The sequence below is a fragment of the Rathayibacter sp. AY1C1 genome (assembly GCF_002932105.1).
Taxonomy (GTDB): domain Bacteria; phylum Actinomycetota; class Actinomycetes; order Actinomycetales; family Microbacteriaceae; genus Rathayibacter.
Window position 1 is genome coordinate 78,947 of sequence record NZ_PSWH01000002.1, and the last position, 17,720, is coordinate 96,666.

Below are 17,720 nucleotides of genomic sequence, written 5' to 3' on the forward strand. Positions count from 1 at the left end.
GTGGGGCGGGTGAGCACCCACCCGCCCCGCCCCTGGATCCGCAGCTACGCGCCCGGCGTGCCGACGGAGCTCGAGCTCCCGACCGGCTCGCTCGTCGACATCGTCACCGAGTCGGCCGAGCGCTATCCCCACCAGGTCGCGCTCGAGTTCTTCGGCCGTTCGACCAGCTACTCCCAGCTCGCCGACGAGGTGGAGCGGGCCGCCGAGGGCCTCCGCCGCCTGGGCGTCCGCGCGGGCGATCCTGTCGCCCTCGTCCTCCCGAACTGCCCGCAGCACGTCGTCGCCTTCTACGCCGTCCTCCGGCTCGGCGCAGTGGTGGTCGAGCACAACCCGCTCTACACCCCGCGCGAGCTGCGCCACCAGTTCGAGGACCACGGCGCTCGTGTCGCGATCGCCTGGAACCGCGTCGTGCCGACGGTGCAGGACCTCCCGGCCGACCTCGGCGTCGAGACCGTCGTCGCCGTCGACCTCACCCGCGCGATGCCCGCCTCGATGCGCGCAGCCCTCCGCCTGCCGCTGAAGAAGGCCCGGGAGTCGCGCGCCGCGCTGACCGGGCCGGTCCGCGGTGCGATCGAGTGGGAGTCGCTGCTGAGGCGGCGGATCGACCCGGCGCACCCGCGCCCGGTCGCGGAGGACCTCGCGGTCATCCAGTACACGAGCGGCACGACCGGCACGCCCAAGGGCGCCGAGCTGACCCACGCGAACCTGACGGCGAACGCCGCCCAGTCGCGCGCCTGGGTGCCGACGGTCCGCCGCGGCGACTGCGTAGTCTACGCGGTGCTCCCCATGTTCCACGCCTACGGGCTGACGCTCTGCCTCACCTTCGCGATGAGCATGGGCGCGCGCCTGGTGCTGTTCCCGAAGTTCGACCCGGAGCTGGTGCTGAAGGTCGTCAAGAAGCACCCCGCCACCTTCCTCCCGGCCGTTCCGCCGATCGCGGAACGCCTGGCGCGCAGCGCGCAGCAGCGGGGCGTCTCCCTGCGCGGCATCGAGATCGCCATCTCCGGCGCGATGCCGCTCGACCCGGCGCTGGTCGACTCGTTCGAGGCGCTGACCGGAGGCACGCTCGTCGAAGGCTACGGCCTCTCGGAGACCTCTCCGGTCCTGATGGCCAACCCGGTCGGTCCGACGCGACGCGCCGGGACGGTCGGGCTTCCGCTGCCCGGCACGGACGTGAGGATCGTCGACCCCGAGGATCCCGACACGGAGGTGGCGACCGGCGAGCAGGGCGAGCTGGTCGTGCGCGGTCCGCAGGTGTTCCGGGGCTACCACCGCAAGCCCGACGAGACGGCGGCGACCTTCACCGGCGACGGCTGGTTCCGCACCGGCGACATCGCGACGATCGACGAGGACGGCTTCGTGCGCATCGTCGACCGGATCAAGGAGCTCGTGATCACGGGCGGCTTCAACGTCTCGCCGTCCGAGGTGGAGGAGGTGCTGCTCCGCCTGCCCGAGATCAAGGAGGTGGCGGTGGTCGGCCTGCCCGATCCGCGCAGCGGCGAGTCCGTGGCGGCGGCGGTCGTCCTGGAGCCGGGCGCGCAGCTCGACGTCGCAGCCGCCCGCAAGGCCGTCCGGGAGGCGCTGACGCCCTACAAGGTGCCCAAGCGGATCACCGTCGTCGACGAGCTGCCGCGGAGCATGATCGGCAAGGTCCTCCGCCGCCAGGTGAAGGCGATGCTGACCGACGAGGACTAGCCCGGAACGAGCGAGGGCCCCCGACCACTGTCCGTGATCGGGGGCCCTCTGCAACGAGGCTAGAAGCCGAAGTCGCCGCCTCCGAAGTCGCCGCCCCCGCCGAAGTCGCCTCCGCCACCGAAGTCGCCTCCGCCACCGAAGTCGCCGCCGCCGGAGTCGCCCCAGCCGCCGCCGTCTCCGGCGTCCGCACCGGAGGCGTCCGCACCTCCCGCATCCGCTCCGCCGTCGGCCGAGGCTTCTCCCCCGCCGTCACCACCGGCGTAGTCGCCTCCCGCGTCGGGGAGGAACGCGCCCGCGATGGCCGAGCCGATCGCGAACCCGGCGATCGTGCCGAGCATCGAGGAGGCGAGGACGCCGCCGAAGCCCATGCCTCCGCCGCCGGAGAAGCGCCGCTCCATGAATCCGGGCTGGCGCAGCTCGCTCCTCGTGGCGGACTGGGCGAGCGTGCGGGGGTCGTCGTCCTTCGGCGCGTCGCCGACAGGGGCCCCCTCGCTGAGCTCTCGGAAGACCTGCTGGCGCTGCTCCGGGGTCAGCTGCTCGAAGGCCTCGCGGTGCACCTGCTCGATCGCCTCGGGCGGCGCGGTGCGGAGGAGGTAGCGGTAGCGCTCGATGGCACGCTCATCGTCAGTGCGCGGAGACGTCGCCGGAGGGGAGCCGTACTCGGGCCTGCGGTCCGCGGCCTGCGGCGGCGCGTACGTCGAGCGGCGTGCGCTCTCGGGCTGCTCGTCGCGGCCCAGCAGTCGGTCCAGGAATCCCATGATCTCCTCCTCGGCGCCCGACGGACGCACACCGCCACGGTAGGCCTCTCACCGCTCCGGGTGCTGAGCGTTCTCTCAGAGGCTGCTCGGAGCGGAGGCCTCGGTCACTTCTGCTTCGGGATGACCACCCACATCACGAGGTAGGCGATGATCTGCGGCCCCGGGAGGAGGCACGAGAGCACGAACAGGAGACGCACCACGAAGGGGCTCCAGCCGAATCGGCGGGCGAGACCGGCACAGACGCCGGCGATGATCCTGCCCCGACGGGGGCGCACGAGAGTAGCCATGACTCCACTCTGGCGCAGGGCGCCTGAGCGGGGCATCCGGGAAACCCCCTAGGTCTGCGCGGGAGTCCCGTCGAGCTCCTCGGGCCGGAACGCTCCGACCGAGCGGGCGAAGGCGGCGGCGCGCTCGGCGTCGGCCTCCGGCCAGACCACGTGGAAGCGCTCGAAGACCACGTCGCCGATGCCGCCCGGTGAGACGCGGGCGAAGTAGCGGCGGTGGCCGTCGAGCCAGGAGGCGCGCGTGCGGTCCCCCTCGCCCTCGGCCCAGGCGAACGCGTCGTCGACGGAGTCGAGCGGACCGGTCCGCACGTCGTCCGTCACGAGGACGACACGCGCCGCTCCCGCGCCGTCGCAGACGATCCAGTGGTCACCCGCAACGGGCGCCCCCTCCTCGGCGAGGGACGCCGTGGCCGTCTTCACTCCGCGCCGCACGAGGCCCAGCAGCTCGTCCGCCATCGCCGTGCTGTCGCCGAACGCCTCGACCGGCGGGAGCGCCTCGTCGACTCCCGGATGCGCGGAGCGGTACTCCGCCCAGAGGAGCGCCGCCGAGGCGGCGTCGGTGTCGGGGAGGGAGGTGCGCTCCGGCGCGACGGGCACGAGCGCCACGATGTTCGCCCCGGCTAGGGAGGCGGGATCGTCGGGGTGGTTGTCGGGCGTGGTGACCGTGTCGAAGGGCCAGTGCTGCTGGAGCCAGCGGCGCGCGTAGGCGTCGAGCTCCTCCTCGAGCCGCGAGCCCCGGACGGCGGGGACGACCCACCAGGAGGCCTCGGCGGAGTCGCCGCCGCCGGGCCGGACGCTCAGAGCGCCCAGCGCCTCGGTGCGGTCCGGGCCGACGAGCAGGAACGCGTGCGCTCTGCCCGCACGCGACTCCTCCTCGAGGCGCAGGAGACCGCGTACGTCGTCGCCGAGGGACGCCGACGGCAGGGCGGCCGGATCGTCCCCGCGGAGGAGAGCCGCGAGCCACGGTCGCTGCTCGCCGATCACCGCGTGCAGAAGGTCCGCATCGCTCGAGACGAGGGGACGCAGGAGGGCGCCCGCCGGCAGCTCGAGCCGCGCGGGAAGGGGCGCGTCGCCGGTTCCACCGCTCATGACCGCACCTCCCCGCGCACCGGCTCAGCCGGCCGCGCGCTCCAGCACGAGCTCGCGGACGCGGGCGGCGTCGGCCTGCCCCTTCATGGCCTTCATCACGGCACCGATCACGGCACCGGCGGCCTGCACCTTGCCGTCGCGGATCTTCGCGAGCACGTCGGGCTGCGAGGCCAGTGCCGCGTCGATCGCCTCGATGAGCGCTCCGTCGTCCGAGACGACCGCGAGTCCCCGGGCGTCGACGACCTCCTGCGGGGTGCCCTCTCCGGCGATGACGCCCTGGAGGACCTCGCGGGCGAGGCGGTCGGTCAGCGTGCCGCTCTCGATCAGACCGGCGAGCTCGGCGACCTGCGCCGGAGTGACCAGGGAGGCCGGGTCCTCGCCCGCCGCGTTCGCGAGGCGCGCGATCTCCCCGGTCCACCACTTGCGGGCCGCCTGCGGAGCGGCTCCCGCGGAGACGGTCTCGGTGATCTCGACCAGCAGGCCGCTGTTGGCGACGTCCTGGAACTCGAGGTCGGTGAAGCCCCACTCCTGCTTGAGGCGGCGGCGGCGGTCGGCGGGCTTCTCGGGGAGCGCGGCGCGCAGCTCCTCGATCATCTCGGGGCTCGGCACCACCGGGAGCAGGTCGGGCTCTGGGAAGTAGCGGTAGTCGTCGGCGTCGCTCTTGGGCCGTCCCGCGGAGGTGCGGCCGGTGTCCTCGTGCCAGTGGCGCGTCTCCTGCGTGATCGTGCCGCCCGCGGCGAGGATCGCCGCCTGGCGCTGGATCTCGTAGCGGACGGCGCGCTCGACCGAGCGGAGCGAGTTGACGTTCTTGGTCTCGGTGCGGGTTCCGAGCTTCTCCTGGCCGATCGGGCGGAGCGAGACGTTCGCGTCGCAGCGCAGGTTGCCGCGCTCCATCTTGGCGTCCGAGATGCCGAGCGCCAGCACGATGTCGCGGATCGTCGCGACGTAGGCCTTCGCGTACTCGGGCGCGCTCTTCCCCGCGCCGTAGATGGGCTTCGTGACGATCTCGACGAGCGGGACCCCCGCTCGGTTGTAGTCCACGAGCGAGTACTCGGCGCCCTGGATGCGGCCGGTGGCGCCGCCGACGTGCGTGAGCTTGCCGGCGTCCTCCTCCATGTGCGCGCGCTCGATCGGGATCTGCACGAGCGAGCCGTCGGCCAGCTCGATCTCGACCGAGCCCTCGAAGGCGATCGGCTCGTCGAACTGCGAGATCTGGTAGTTCTTCGCCAGGTCCGGGTAGAAGTAGTTCTTGCGCGCGAAGCGGCTGGACGGGGCGATCGAGCAGCCCAGGGCGAGGCCGAGGCTGATCGAGTAGCGGACGGCCTGCTCGTTCACGACCGGCAGCGAGCCCGGGAGGCCGAGGTCGACCGGGGTCACGTTCGTGTTGGGCTCGGACCCGAACTCGTTCGGCGCGTCCGAGAACATCTTGGTCTTCGTGTTGAGCTCGACGTGCACCTCGAAGCCGAGCACCGGCTCGAAGGTCTCGAAGACCTCGTCGTAGTCCATCAGCTCGGGAGCGGACGTGTGCGCGGAGGCCATCAGACGGCACCTTCCTCGGTCGCGGAGAGCACGGAGTGGGTCAGGTCGGGGGCCTGCGCGAGGAGCGGGCGGCCCCACTTCTCCTCGAGCAGCGCCTCGAGCGCGGCGCCCACGGTGTAGAGGCGCACGTCCTCCCGGGCGGGAGCGAGGAACTGGATGCCGACGGGCAGCCCGTCCTCGTCGGCGAGGCCGGCGGGGACGGAGATGCCGGGGATGCCGGCCAGGTTCGCCGGGATGGTCGCGACGTCGCCGCGGTACATCGCCAGCGGATCGTCGAGCTTCTCGCCGAGGCGGTAGGCGGTCGTCGGCGCCGTCGGCGAGGCGATCACGTCGACGTCCGCGAAGGCCGCGTCGAAGTCCCGCTGCACCAGGGTCCGGACCTTCTGCGCGCTGCCGTAGTAGGCGTCGTAGTAGCCGGCCGAGAGGGCGTAGGTGCCGAGGATGATCCGGCGCTTGACCTCGGGGCCGAAGCCCTGCTCGCGGGTCGCGGACATGACCTGCTCGACCGTGCCGCCGCCCTCCGGCGTGACCCGGAGGCCGAACCGGACCGAGTCGAACTTGGCGAGGTTGCTGGAGGCCTCCGCGGGGAGGATCAGGTAGTAGGCGGCGACCGCGTGCTCGACGCTCGGGAGGCTCACCTCGACGACCTCGGCTCCGGCGCCCTGAAGGATCTCGAGCGCCTCGTGGAAGCGCGCCAGCACGCCGGGCTGGAAGCCCTCGCCGCCGTCGAGCTCCTTGACCACGCCGATCCGGAGGCCCGTCACGTCGGCGCGGCGCACCGCGTCGGCGAAGGAGGGCCAGGAGTCGCGCAGCGACGTCGAGTCGCGCGGGTCGTGGCCCGCGATGACGTCGTGCAGCAGCGCGGAGTCGAGGACCGTCCGGGAGACGGGGCCGATCTGGTCGAGGCTCGAGGCGAGCGCGATCGCTCCGTAGCGGGACACGCCGCCGTAGGTCGGCTTCACGCCGACGGTGCCGGTCACGTGCGCGGGCTGACGGATCGATCCCCCGGTGTCGGAGCCGAGGGCCAGGGGCGCCTCGTAGCTCGCGACGGCCGCGGCGGACCCGCCGCCGGAGCCGCCGGGGATGCGGTCGAGGTCCCACGGGTTGTGGGTGGGGCCGTAGGCGCTGCGCTCGGTGGTCGAGCCCATCGCGAACTCGTCCATGTTGGTCTTGCCGATCGGGACCAGCCCGGCCTCGCGCACCTTGCGCATGACGGTCGCGTCGTAGGGCGGGCGCCAGCCCTCGAGGATGCGGGAGCCGCTCGTGGTCGGCATGTCGTTCGTGACGATGACGTCCTTGACCGCGAGAGGCACCCCGGCGAGGGGGTGCAGCGACTCGCCGTCAGCCCGCCGGCGGTCGATCGCCTCGGCGGACGCGACCGCGCCCTCGCGCGCGACGTGGAGGAAGGCGTGGACCGCTCCGTCGACCGCGTCGATGCGCTCGAGGTGGGCGCGGGTGGCCTCGACCGAGGAGACCGAGCCGTCGGCCAGCTTCTCGGAGAGGGCGGACGCGCTGAGGCGGACGAGCTCGTCGCCGTGCGCGCTCACTGCTCCTCCCCCAGGATCGCGGAGACCTGGAAGCGGCTGCCGTCGTGCTCGGGCGCGCCGGAGAGCGCCTGCTCGAGCGTGAGGGTCTCGCCGACCACGTCGGGCCGGAAGACGTTCTCGAGCGGGATCGGGTGGCTGGTCGCCGGCACGTCGGGCGTGGCGACGGCCTGGACCGCGCGCACGGAGTCGACGATCTGGCCGAGCTCCCTGGTGAGGCTCCCGATCTCGTCGGAAGTGAGGTCGATCCTGGCCAGCTGGGCCAGATGGGCGACCGTGTCGGCCGTGATCTCGGACATGCGTCTCCGTCTGGTGGTTCGGGGGGATTTCCGGCCGCCAGTCTACTCGGCGCGCCCGCACCGCCTCCTCCCGTGCCGCCCGCCCGTCAGGAGCCGCCGAAGAGGCTGGCGCCGTGCTTCAGGAGTGCGTTGTACGCCCCCTCGTAGGTGGTCGGCAGGTCCTCGCCGGGCTCGCCGTACCGGGCCAGCAGCAGGCCCATCAGGCCGACGGCGGGCGGGCTCAGCGGCTTGTCGCGGTTCACGTGCGCCGGATGCGCCGGTGCCGCCTCGGGGTTCGGGGGCAGGTACTGCGGCACCGTGGTCGGCCAGTCGCCGATCTGCCGCGGCTCGTCAAGCGTCAGCACCCCGAAGAGGTCGGGGGCGGAGGCGTCGCGAGCGGTCAGCGGCTCGAGGCCGTGCAGGGCGCTGAGGGTCCGGATCACGGCGCCGTGGTGCAGCTCGTCGTGCACGATCGTGCCGGCCCTCGTGTACGCCGAGACGGCGATCGCCGGCACGCGGCAGCCGAGCCGGTCGAAGGCGAAGCCCATCTCGCCCTCGCGGCCGTCGCCCGGCGGAGTCGCCGACGGCGGGGGGACGTGGTCGTAGAGGCCGCCGTGCTCGTCGAAGGTCGCCAGCAGGAGCGTGTTCACCGCGTTCGAGCCGGTCGTGCTCGCGCTCTCCCGGATCGCCGAGTACACCTGGTGCAGCAGCAGCTCGCCGGCGCGGACGTCGGACAGCGCGCTGTCGTAGACGGGCGTGCCGTCGACCTCGTCCTCGTGCAGGACGCCGGTCGGCGGGTGCATGTCGTTGTGGTCGAAGACGAGCCGCGGCTCGAGGAAGGCGTAGTCGGGCAGCTCGCCGTTCTCCACGTCGGCGTAGAAGCGGTCCATCGTCGAGAAGTGGGTCTTCCAGTACTTCTCGAGCACCGGCGCGTGCAGGAACCCGGTGTAGGAGACCACCTGCAGCGCGTCGAAGTAGACGCGCCAGGTCCTCCCCGCCTCCTCGAGGCGGTTGAACACCGTCGGCGCGTCGGCCAGGTCGTCCGCGAGCCACTTCTCGTAGCCGCCGCCCTGCTTGTTGGTGACGAAGCCGTGCGAGGTCGACGCGTGCAGGAAGGACCGGTTGCAGAAGGTCTGGGAGGGGACGGCGCAGAACCACTGGTCGAAGACGGCGAACTCGCGGGCGAGGGTGGAGAAGACGGGCAGCATCTCCGGCGAGAAGCCGCCCATGATCGTCCGCGCCTCCTCCGCCGTGGGCTCCTGCCCCTTCTTCATCACCCTCAGGTGCTGGACGTAGTCCTCGAGGAAGCCGCTCATCGTCGGGGCGGAGGCGTCGGCGGGCGCGTTGAAGGGCGCGGTCATGGCGCCGACGGTGCGGCCGGCGTTCTCGGGCGGATCCACCGTGCCGAAGAGCTGGGTGTTGACGTGCGGGTACTCCTCGCCCGGGTCCGGGTCGGGCTGGCGCATCACGGAGTCGGTGGCGCCCTCGTAGACGTGCGTGCCGACGGTCAGTCCCCCGGCGCTGGTGTTCGTCCGCTCGTCGGGGAGGAGGCCCTCGAAGCTCTCGCCCGCGGGCAGGTCGTCCGGTCCGTAGAGGCGGCCGAGGACGTTGTCGAAGGAGCGGTTCTCGAACATGATCACGACGACGTGGTCGAAGCCCGGCTCCGTGCGGGCGGGCAGTCGCGGCTCCTCCTCGCGGCGGGGGCCGGAGGCGACGGCCGCGCCGATCGCGCCGCCGGCGAGGGCTCCGGCTCCGACTCCGGCGGCGGCGGTGCCGGCCAGGAAGCGGCGGCGCGAGCGGGAGCGGGGAGCTCCGTCGTCGTGCTCCGAGGGAGTCCGCTCGCTGGTCATCTCCGCCGCCTCTCCTGCGCCGCCTGCGCCTGCTCGGAGTGTAGCGACGCGCCCGGGACGGCGGCTCGAACGCGGGCGAGCAGTCCGGCCTCCGGCTCGGGGTCGACGTGCGCGCGGCGGGCCGCGTCGCGGAGGCGCCGCCCGACCGGCGCGGGCGGCGCGAAAGCCGGCGCCGTGCGGGGCCAGCGCGCGAGGGGGCGGTCGGGACCGCTGAGGAGTGCGGCCAGGTCTCGGACCTGCGGATCGACGAGCGCTCGGCGCACGCCCGCCCGGGCGCGGACAAGCTGCGCGGGAGTCTCCGGACCGAGCGGCACGCCGATCCGTGCACCCGAGGGGACGGCCGAGGCGAGCACGAGCGCCGGCACCGTGCCGGGCCGCTCCGCGCTCCCCCGCGCGGTGACGAGGAACAGCATCCGCCGCCCCGCCCGCTCCGCGTCGCGGACGGCGTCGAACACGACGTGCAGCAGCTGCTCCGCGAGGCGCGCATCGGCGGATCGATCGGTGCCGGCGGCTGCGGCGTCGGCGAAGTCGGCCGGATCGACGAGGGACCGCGGCTCGACCAGGACGAGCGGAGGCAGGGTGCCGGCTGCGGCCTCGGCGGCCAGCGCGTCGATGGGAAGGAGGCGCCCGCCGCGGGAGCCGGCGGCGCCCGGATCGCGGTGGGGCCACTCCGGATCGGCGAGGAGCGTGGTCGAGACGCCCTGCCGCTCGTCGACCGCGAGAGCCCAGCCGGTGCCGGTCTCCCGGGCCGCGCGCAGGGCCGCCGGCAGCGGATCGCGGCCGTCGGCGCGCCAGTGGTCGGCCCGGGCGAAGGCCGTGGCGAGGAGCGCGTGCACCGGCAGCATCTCGGGGGCGAAGCGCGCGCCCGGAGGATCGTCCGGGCCGGGCGCGGTCATCACGGCGTCCGTATCACCGGTGAATACCGGACCGTCCGGATCGTCGAGCGCGCCGAGGACCTGGTCGCGGCTGCGGCCGGCGAAGGAGAGCACGACCAGGTGGTCGATCCGGCCCAGCACCTCGGCGGTCCGGCGCTCGGCGGCGGTGGGCCGAGCCGCGGCGTCGAGCGCGAGCGACGCTGCGTCGGCGAGGGAGCGGCGCAGGAACGCACGCCGCTCCCCGCCGCCCGCGTCAGGCATCGGGCCCGGTCGGCTCCTCCGTGCTCGGGGCGGCCGTGTCCGGGTCGGCGTCGGTCTCCGGCACGGCGTCGTCCTCCGGCGAGGCGTCGGAGCGCGATGCGCCGGCGACGTCCCCGTCCGGGCCGGCAGCGGCCTCCTCCGGAGCGTCGGGGGACGCCTCCTCCGGCAGCGCGATCGCGTCCGGTCCCTCCGTCACCAGGAGGTGGAACTCGGCCGCGGTGATGATCCGGAGCCCCAGGGCCTCGGCCTTGCCGAGCTTGCTGCCGGCGCCGGGACCGGCGGCGACGTAGTCGGTCTTCTTGGAGACGCTCGAGCCGGCCTTGCCGCCGGCCGCGAGGATGGCCTCCTGCGCCCCCTCGCGGGAGTACCCCTCCAGGCTGCCGGTCGCCACGACCGTGAGACCCGCGAGCACCCCGCCGGCGGCGTCCGCGGCACCGGGACCGGGGTGGCCGGGCGTGGCGAAGCGCACTCCGGCCGCGGCCCAGCGGTCGACGATCTCGACGTGCCAGTCGACCTCGAACCAGGCGATCAGGGCGTCGGCGATGATCCCGCCCACCCCGTCGACCGCGGCGAGCTCGTCGCGGCTCGCCACGCGGATCGCGTCGAGCGAGCCGAAGTAGCCCGCCAGCGCGCGCGCGGCGACCGGGCCGACGTGCCGGATGCTGAGCGAGACCAGCAGGCGCCACAGCTCCTTGGTCTTCGCCCGCTCGATGTTCTCGATCAGCCGGAGGGCGTTGGTGGAGGGCACGGAGGCGGCGTCCCCCGCGAAGGCTCCCGCCTCCGGGTCGAAGGCGCCGTCCTTGGCGAGCTGCCGCTTGCGCTTGAAGGGCGTGACGACCTTCGGATCGCCCTTCGCGTCGAGCTTCTGCAGACCGGTCTCGGAGTCGCGGACGACGACCTCGATCGGGAAGAGATCGGCAACCGTGAGCTCGAACAGGCCGGCCTCGGTCCGCAGCGGCGGCTCGGCGGGCACCAGGGGCTGGGTCAGGGCGGCGGCGCTGACCTCGCCGAGCGCCTCGATGTCGAGCGCGCCGCGGCTGCCGATGTGCTCGACGCGCCCGCGGACCTGCGCGGGGCAGGACTCCGCGTTGGGGCAGCGCAGGTCGACGTCGCCCTCCTTGGCCGGAGCGAGCGTGGTGCCGCACTCGGGGCACTGCGTCGGCATCACGAACTCGCGCTCGGAGCCGTCGCGGAGCTCCACCACCGGGCCGAGCACCTCGGGGATGACGTCCCCGGCCTTCCGCAGCACGACCGTGTCGCCGATGAGCACGCCCTTGGCCTTGACCACGTCGGCGTTGTGCAGCGTGGCCTGGCGCACCTCGGACCCCGCGACCTTCACCTTGGTCATCTGGGCGAAGGGCGTCGCGCGGCCGGTGCGCCCGACGCTCACGACGATGTCGAGAAGCTTCGTGTGCACCTCCTCGGGCGGGTACTTGTAGGCGATCGCCCAGCGCGGCGCCCGGCTGGTGGCGCCGAGCTCGTCGTGCAGCTCGAGCTCGTCCACCTTCACGACCACGCCGTCGATCTCGTGCTCGACCGAGTGCCGCTCGCGGCCGTGGCGCTCGACGAAGGCGAGCACCTCCTCCACCGAGGCCGAGACGCGGTTGTGGCCGCTCACCGGCAGTCCCCAGGAGGAGAGGAGCCCGTAGACCTCGGACTGGGTCGCGACCGGCGGCTCCGGCCAGGCGCCGATGCCGTGCACGTAGAGCGCGAGGGAGCCGACGCGCGCCTCGCCGGCGCGCAGGTCGAGACCCGACTTCTTGTCGAGCTGCTGGCGGAGGCCGCCGCTCGCCGCGTTCCGCGGGTTGGCGAAGGTCGGGAAGCGCCGCAGCGCGCTCGTGCGCGCCTTCTCCTCCTCGAAGACGCCGCGGGTGGCGGCCGGGCGGGTCGACCAGCGGGTCCGCGCCTCCTCGACCGCCTCGTCGCGCAGCGTCTCCTGAAGGGCGTTCAGCTCGGCGAAGGCGGCCACGGGGATGAAGACCTCGCCGCGGACCTCGACGAGTGCCGGGTGGCCCTCGCCGGAGAGGCGCTCGGGGATGCCCGAGACGCGGAGGGCGTTGACGGTGACGTCCTCACCGGTGCGGCCGTCGCCGCGGGTCGCCGCCGTGACGAGGCGGCCGTTCTCGTAGTGGAGGGAGATCGCGAGCCCGTCGATCTTGAGCTCCGTGAGCCAGGCGACGGGGCGGTCGGCCGAGGCCACCGTCTTCTCGCACCACTCGCGCAGCTCCTCGGGCGAGAACACGTTGTCGAGGGAGAGCATCCGCTCGGCGTGGTCGATCGGGGCGAGGCCCGCTCCGACGATCCCGCCGACGGTCCGCGTCGGCGAGTCCTCGGCGGCGAGCTCGGGGTGCTCGGCCTCGAGCGCGGCGAGCTCGCGCACCAGGGCGTCGTACTCGGCGTCGGACAGCGGCGAGGAGTCGGCCGCGTAGTAGTCGTCGCTCGCCGACCGGATCCGCGCCCGCAGCTCCTCGACGCGGGCGGCGGGCTCGACGGCGCTCATCGGAGCACCGCGGCGTCGGCAGCGACCGTGCGGTCGATCGTGCACTGGCCCAGCACGCGGGTGCCGAGGTAGACGACGGCCGTCTGGCCGGGGGCGACGCCGTCGAGCGGCGAGTCCGGAGTGATCACGAGCTCCACCCTGCCATCGACCTGCGACACCACCGCGGAGGCGGGGACCGGGTCGGCGTGCGCGCGGATCTGGACGTCGCAGCGGAAGGGCGCGTCCGCGTCCTCGGGAGCGGCGCCCGCCCAGGTGAACCGCTCGCCGGCGATCTCGCCGATGCGCAGAGCCTCGCGCGGACCGACGACGACCTCGTTGCTCACCGGCCGCACCTCCAGGACGAAGCGGGGCCGTCCGTCGGGCGCGGGGACGCCGAGGTGCAGGCCCCGGCGCTGGCCCACCGTGTACCCGTGGGCGCCCTCGTGGGAGCCGACCACCGCGCCGTCGCGATCGACGACCGCTCCGGTCTCGGGGGCGACGCGCTCGGCGAGCCAGCCGCGGGTGTCGCCGTCGGGGATGAAGCAGATGTCGTAGCTGTCGGGCTTGCTCGCGACGCTGAGGCCCCGCTCGGCCGCCTCCGCGCGCACGATCGCCTTGGACGGCGTGGAGCCGAGCGGGAACATCGAGTGCCGCAGCTGCTGCTCCGTCAGCACGCCGAGGACGTAGGACTGGTCCTTCGCCTCGTCGCTCGCGCGGTGGAGCTCCGGGGAGCCGTCGGCAGCGGTGCGGAGGGAGGCGTAGTGGCCGGTGCAGACCGCGTCGAAGCCGAGGTCGAGAGCCTTCTCGAGCAGGGCGGCGAACTTGATCCGCTCGTTGCAGCGCATGCAGGGGTTCGGGGTGCGGCCCGCCGAGTACTCGGCGACGAAGTCGTCGACGACGTCCAGCTTGAACCGCTCGGAGAAGTCCCACACGTAGTACGGGATGCCGAGGACGTTCGCGGCGCGCTGCGCGTCCATCGAGTCCTCGATCGTGCAGCACCCCCGGCTGCCGGTGCGCAGCGTGCCGGGCATCCTGCTCAGGGCGAGGTGCACGCCCACCACGTCGTGCCCCGCCTCCACCGCGCGGGCCGCGGCCACCGCCGAGTCCACTCCACCGCTCATCGCCGCCAGAACCTTCACCGTGCGAGTCTACGTTTCCCGCGGGCGCGGCCGGCAGGGGTTCAGGCGGGCAGCACCGCGCGGTTCGAGAGTCCGGCTCGGGCGGCGCGGGCGTAGGCGCCGGGCAGCGCGGCCAGGAGGGCGTCGACGTCCGCGTCGGTCGAGGTGTGGCCGAGCGTCATCCGGAGCACTCCGCGGGCCTCGTCCTCGCTGCGGCCGAGCGCGAGGACCACGTGCGAGGGCTCCGGGATCCCCGCCTTGCAGGCGGACCCGGTCGAGACGGAGACGCCCGCGGTGTCGAGGAGGAAGAGGAGGGAGTCGCCCTGCGCACCGGGGAAGGCGAGGTGCGCGTTGTTGGCGACCCGGCGTCCGGAGTCGAGGGCGGGCCCGGTCAGGGTCGCCCCCGGCACGGCGGCGAGGACGCCCGCGACGAGCCGGTCGCGCAGGGCGGCAAGGCGCTGCGCCTCCGCCGACAGCTCTGCGTCCGCCTCGACCGCGGCGGCGGCGAAGGCCGCGGCGCCGGGCACGTCCTGGGTGCCGGAGCGGACGCCCCGCTGCTGTCCGCCTCCGTGCAGCACCGGGACCACGCGGGCGTCGCGGGCGAGCACGAGCGCACCGGTCGCGATCGGCCCGCCGACCTTGTGACCCGAGACGCTGACGGCGGCCAGTCCCGCGCCGCGCCCGGAGCCGGAGGCGCGGCGGATCTCGGCGATCCGCAGCGGCACGTGTCCGAGGGCGGCGACCGCGTCGACGTGGAGGGGGACGCCGGCGCGGGCGCACACCGCCGCCAGCTCGGCGATCGGATTGATCGTCCCGATCTCGTTGTTGACCCAGAGCACCGTGACCAGGGCGACCGATCCGGGGTCCTCCTCCAGCGCCGCGGCGAGCGCCTCCGGCCGCAGGGTGCCCTCGTCGTCGAGCGGCAGCCACTCGAGGACGGCGCCCTCGTGCTCGGCGAGCCAGGCGGCCGAGTCGAGTGTCGCGTGGTGCTCCCCCTCGGCGACCAGGACCCGGACGCGGGCCGGGTCCTCGCTCCGGCGCTGCCAGTAGAGGCCCTTGATCCCGAGGTTGACCGCCTCGGTGCCGCCGGCGGTGAGGATCACCTCGATCGGCTCGCAGCCGAGCACCCCGGCGAGCGCCGACCGGGCGTCCTCCAGCCGGCGGCGCGCCTCCTGGCCGGAGCCGTGGACGGAGGAGGGATTGCCGCCGTGGGCGGACGCCTCCGCGAACGCGGCGAGCGCCGAGGCGCGCAGCGGGGTGGTCGCGGCGTGGTCGAGGTAGATCACAGCAGCCCTTCGTCCCGCGTCGGGGGCACGGAGGGAGCCGGTGCCCGTCACTACTGTAAGTCGCATGACCTCTCACGATCCCCTGGCCCGGCTCGGCGTGACCGTGGACGATCAGGGCGGTGAGCTGCGGGTCTGGTCCGAGAGCGCGAGCGCCGTCGATCTGCTGCTGTACGACGAGAAGGATCCGACCTGGGTGACCCGCACGGTCCCGCTGGCGCGCGACGACGCCGCGGTCTGGTCCGCGCGCTCCGATCTGCTGGCCCCCGGCCGCCGCTACGCCCTGCGCGTCGACGGGCCGACGGGCCCCCGGCACCGCTTCGACCCCCGCCGGGCCCTGCTGGAGCCGTACTCCCGCGGCCTGCACCGGGTGGCGGAGAACGAGTGGCGCTCGGTCGTCGTGGACGACGCGTTCGACTGGGGCTCCTCCTCCCGGCCCGGCACCCCGATGGACCGCACCGTGATCTACGAGGCGCATGTGAAGGGGCTGACCCGGCTGAACCCGGCGCTGCCCGTGGAGCTGCGCGGCACCTACGCCGGCCTGGCGCACGAGTCGACGGTCTCGGCGCTGCTCGATCTGGGCGTGACGGCGGTCGAGCTGCTGCCCGTGCACGCGTTCGTGTCGGAGCAGCGCCTGCTGCGGCAGGGGCTGACCAACTACTGGGGCTACAACACGCTGAACTTCTTCGCCCCGCACGCCGCGTACGCCTCCTCCACCGCGCAGCGCGGCGGACCGACCGCGGTGCTCCGCGAGTTCAAGGGGATGGTGAAGCTCCTGCACGAGGCCGGCCTCGAGGTGATCCTGGACGTGGTCTACAACCACACCGCCGAGGAGGGGCCGGGCGGGCCGATGTCGAGCCTGCGCGGGATCGACGACGCCGGCTGGTACCGCCAGACGCCCGAGGGCCACTACGTGGACGTCACGGGCTGCGGGAACACGATCGACTTCGGCCGGCCGGCGGCGCAGCGCCTCGCGCTGGACTCGATGCGCTACTGGTCGGGCGAGGTCGGGATCGACGGCTTCCGGCTCGACTTGGCCGCGACCCTCGGCCGGGACGAGATCGCGCACTTCCGGAGCGACCACCCGCTGCTGCGGGCCGCGGTCGAGGATCCGGCGCTGGCCGGCGTGAAGATGATCGCCGAGCCCTGGGACGTGGGAATGGGCGGCTGGCAGACGGGGAACTTCCCGGCCGGGTGGTCGGAGTGGAACGACCGCTACCGCGACCGCGCCCGCAACTTCTGGCTCTCGGACATCGACTACGCCCGCCGCGCCGGCACGGCCCCCGTCGGCATCGGCGGCTTCGCGACCCGGCTCTCGGGCTCCTCCAACACCTTCTCGGCGGAGCGGGGCCCCCTCGCTTCGGTCAACTTCGTCACCGCGCACGACGGCTTCACGCTGGCGGACCTCGTCTCGTACAACGTCAAGCACAACATCGGCAACGGCGAGTCGAACCGCGACGGAGCCGACACCAACCGCTCCTTCAACCACGGCTTCGAGGGCCCCACCACCGACGAGCGGATCACGCTGGCGCGGCGCAAGGCGATGCGGAACCTCCTCGGCACCCTGCTGCTGTCGGCCGGCGTGCCGATGATCACGGCGGGCGACGAGACCGGGCGCAGCCAGCGCGGCAACAACAACGCCTACTGCCAGGACTCGGACCTGACCTGGGTGCGCTGGGAGGGCCTGGCCGACTGGCAGCTCGCGCTTCGCGCGCACACGCGCACCCTGCTGCGCCTGCGGCGCGAGCACCCGGCGCTGCGTCCCTCCCTCTACGGCAGCGGCGACGCGAGCGAGCCGGGCGCCACGACCATGACGTGGTTCGACGCCCACGGGCGCGGGATGAGCGAGCACGACTGGACCTCCGCCGCCAACCGGACGCTGCAGTACCTCGCGGCCTCGACGCCGGTCGAGGGCGAGCCGGACCGTGTCCTGCTGGTGGTGCACGGCGTCGAGCAGGACACCACGGTCGTGCTCGCCGACGGCGAGGGGGTCACCGGCTACACGCGCCTGTGGAACAGCGAGGAGCCGGAGCCGCTGGAGCACGGCGAATCGTTCGAGCCGGGGCAGGTCATCCGCGTGGCCGGCACCTCGATGCAGCTCTTCGCCGCGCACGGGCCGGCGGCCGAGCAGGACGCCTGATGGCGAGGAGCGGGCCGGGGACCCCGGCGACCGTCGCGCTGACGGCGGCGGGCGTCCCCTTCACTCCCCGCCAGTACCGGCACGACCCGGCCACGACGCGCTACGGGCTCGAGGCGGCCGAGGCGCTCGGCGTCGAGCCGGAGCGCGTGTTCAAGACCCTGATGGTCGACGTGGACGGCGAGCTCGTGGTGGGCGTCGTGCCCGTCACCGGCTCCCTCGGGCTGAAGGAGCTCGCGGCCGCGGTCGGAGGCAGGCGGGCGGCGATGGCCGACCCCGTGCTGGCCCAGCGCCGGACCGGCTACGTGCTCGGCGGCATCTCGCCGCTCGGGCAGAGGACGCGGCATCGCACCGTGATCGACGAGACCGTCGAGCTCCACGACACGGTGCTCGTGTCGGGCGGGCGCCGGGGCTTCGACATCGAGCTCACCCCCGCCGACCTCGTCGCCGCGACGGCCGCCCTCCTCGCCGACATCGCGCGCTGACCCCCGATCCCTCGCCGTCCTCCTCCGGGCGCCGTCCTCCTCCCG

At 73.9% G+C, this 17,720-nt stretch carries 14 protein-coding genes; 3 read left to right on the top strand and 11 right to left on the bottom strand.

Going from position 1 to position 17,720, the window contains the following annotated elements:
• Positions 1 to 9 precede the first annotated feature (9 nt).
• Positions 10 to 1,695, top strand: coding sequence for a long-chain-fatty-acid--CoA ligase (locus C5C71_RS01595; protein ID WP_104308734.1), 1,686 nt, complete (start codon positions 10 to 12; stop codon positions 1,693 to 1,695).
• Positions 1,696 to 1,754: 59 nt separating this feature from the next.
• Here C5C71_RS01595 and C5C71_RS01600 read toward each other — a convergent pair whose 3' ends face one another.
• The 11 genes from C5C71_RS01600 to C5C71_RS01650 form a co-directional block, all read right to left on the bottom strand.
• Positions 1,755 to 2,453, bottom strand: a complete 699-nt coding sequence (locus C5C71_RS01600) for a hypothetical protein (protein ID WP_104335690.1) — start codon at positions 2,451 to 2,453, stop codon at positions 1,755 to 1,757.
• A 104-nt stretch (positions 2,454 to 2,557) separates the two neighbouring features.
• Entirely contained in the window at positions 2,558 to 2,740 is a 183-nt protein-coding gene (locus C5C71_RS01605) for a PspC domain-containing protein (RefSeq protein WP_104223873.1), read from the bottom strand.
• A gap of 48 nt (positions 2,741 to 2,788) precedes the next feature.
• Positions 2,789 to 3,826: an ASCH domain-containing protein gene (locus C5C71_RS01610; RefSeq protein WP_104337002.1), complete on the bottom strand. Its 1,038-nt coding sequence runs from the start codon at positions 3,824 to 3,826 to the stop codon at positions 2,789 to 2,791.
• A gap of 24 nt (positions 3,827 to 3,850) precedes the next feature.
• Positions 3,851 to 5,365, bottom strand: a complete 1,515-nt coding sequence (gatB, locus tag C5C71_RS01615) for an Asp-tRNA(Asn)/Glu-tRNA(Gln) amidotransferase subunit GatB (protein WP_104283580.1) — start codon at positions 5,363 to 5,365, stop codon at positions 3,851 to 3,853.
• Positions 5,365 to 6,912, bottom strand: coding sequence for an Asp-tRNA(Asn)/Glu-tRNA(Gln) amidotransferase subunit GatA (gene gatA / locus C5C71_RS01620; RefSeq protein WP_104247609.1), 1,548 nt, complete (start codon positions 6,910 to 6,912; stop codon positions 5,365 to 5,367). Before gatA ends, gatB begins: the two co-directional genes overlap by 1 nt.
• Positions 6,909 to 7,208, bottom strand: coding sequence for an Asp-tRNA(Asn)/Glu-tRNA(Gln) amidotransferase subunit GatC (gatC, locus tag C5C71_RS01625; protein ID WP_104223877.1), 300 nt, complete (start codon positions 7,206 to 7,208; stop codon positions 6,909 to 6,911). Before gatC ends, gatA begins: the two co-directional genes overlap by 4 nt.
• Before the next feature lie 86 nt (positions 7,209 to 7,294).
• Positions 7,295 to 9,037 carry an alkaline phosphatase family protein gene (locus tag C5C71_RS01630; protein WP_104309833.1) on the bottom strand — a complete coding sequence of 581 codons (1,743 nt, stop codon included), beginning with the start codon at positions 9,035 to 9,037 and terminating at the stop codon, positions 7,295 to 7,297.
• Positions 9,034 to 10,173 (bottom strand): hypothetical protein, encoded by a 1,140-nt coding sequence (locus C5C71_RS01635; protein ID WP_104337003.1) that lies wholly within the window; start codon positions 10,171 to 10,173, stop codon positions 9,034 to 9,036. Before C5C71_RS01635 ends, C5C71_RS01630 begins: the two co-directional genes overlap by 4 nt.
• The gene (gene ligA / locus C5C71_RS01640) at positions 10,166 to 12,673 is read right to left on the bottom strand and encodes an NAD-dependent DNA ligase LigA (RefSeq protein WP_104337004.1); all 2,508 of its coding nucleotides are present in this window, start codon (positions 12,671 to 12,673) and stop codon (positions 10,166 to 10,168) included. Before ligA ends, C5C71_RS01635 begins: the two co-directional genes overlap by 8 nt.
• Positions 12,670 to 13,791, bottom strand: a complete 1,122-nt coding sequence (gene mnmA / locus C5C71_RS01645; protein ID WP_181065620.1) for a tRNA 2-thiouridine(34) synthase MnmA — start codon at positions 13,789 to 13,791, stop codon at positions 12,670 to 12,672. The genes ligA and mnmA overlap by 4 nt, the downstream gene beginning before the upstream one ends.
• A gap of 41 nt (positions 13,792 to 13,832) precedes the next feature.
• Complete coding sequence (locus C5C71_RS01650; RefSeq protein ID WP_308471734.1) at positions 13,833 to 15,056, bottom strand: cysteine desulfurase family protein; 1,224 nt, start codon at positions 15,054 to 15,056, stop codon at positions 13,833 to 13,835.
• Positions 15,057 to 15,120: 64 nt separating this feature from the next.
• On the opposite strand from C5C71_RS01650, the gene glgX reads away from it, so the two are divergent.
• Both glgX and ybaK read left to right on the top strand, forming a co-directional pair.
• Complete coding sequence (glgX, locus tag C5C71_RS01655) at positions 15,121 to 17,193, top strand: glycogen debranching protein GlgX (protein ID WP_104337006.1); 2,073 nt, start codon at positions 15,121 to 15,123, stop codon at positions 17,191 to 17,193.
• Positions 17,193 to 17,675, top strand: coding sequence for a Cys-tRNA(Pro) deacylase (gene ybaK, locus C5C71_RS01660; RefSeq protein WP_104247616.1), 483 nt, complete (start codon positions 17,193 to 17,195; stop codon positions 17,673 to 17,675). Before glgX ends, ybaK begins: the two co-directional genes overlap by 1 nt.
• Positions 17,676 to 17,720 lie beyond the last annotated feature (45 nt).

What these genes read in the sequence shown, in the direction of transcription:
- C5C71_RS01600 (WP_104335690.1), bottom strand. Translation starts at nt 2,453, where the DNA reads ATGGGATTCCTGGACCGACTGCTGGGCCGCGACGAGCAGCCCGAGAGC.
- C5C71_RS01605 (WP_104223873.1), bottom strand. Translation starts at nt 2,740, where the DNA reads ATGGCTACTCTCGTGCGCCCCCGTCGGGGCAGGATCATCGCCGGCGTC.
- C5C71_RS01610 (WP_104337002.1), bottom strand. Translation starts at nt 3,826, where the DNA reads ATGAGCGGTGGAACCGGCGACGCGCCCCTTCCCGCGCGGCTCGAGCTG.
- gatB (WP_104283580.1), bottom strand. Translation starts at nt 5,365, where the DNA reads ATGGCCTCCGCGCACACGTCCGCTCCCGAGCTGATGGACTACGACGAG.
- gatC (WP_104223877.1), bottom strand. Translation starts at nt 7,208, where the DNA reads ATGTCCGAGATCACGGCCGACACGGTCGCCCATCTGGCCCAGCTGGCC.
- C5C71_RS01630 (WP_104309833.1), bottom strand. Translation starts at nt 9,037, where the DNA reads ATGACCAGCGAGCGGACTCCCTCGGAGCACGACGACGGAGCTCCCCGC.
- C5C71_RS01635 (WP_104337003.1), bottom strand. Translation starts at nt 10,173, where the DNA reads ATGCCTGACGCGGGCGGCGGGGAGCGGCGTGCGTTCCTGCGCCGCTCC.
- ligA (WP_104337004.1), bottom strand. Translation starts at nt 12,673, where the DNA reads ATGAGCGCCGTCGAGCCCGCCGCCCGCGTCGAGGAGCTGCGGGCGCGG.
- glgX (WP_104337006.1), top strand. Translation starts at nt 15,121, where the DNA reads ATGACCTCTCACGATCCCCTGGCCCGGCTCGGCGTGACCGTGGACGAT.
- ybaK (WP_104247616.1), top strand. Translation starts at nt 17,193, where the DNA reads ATGGCGAGGAGCGGGCCGGGGACCCCGGCGACCGTCGCGCTGACGGCG.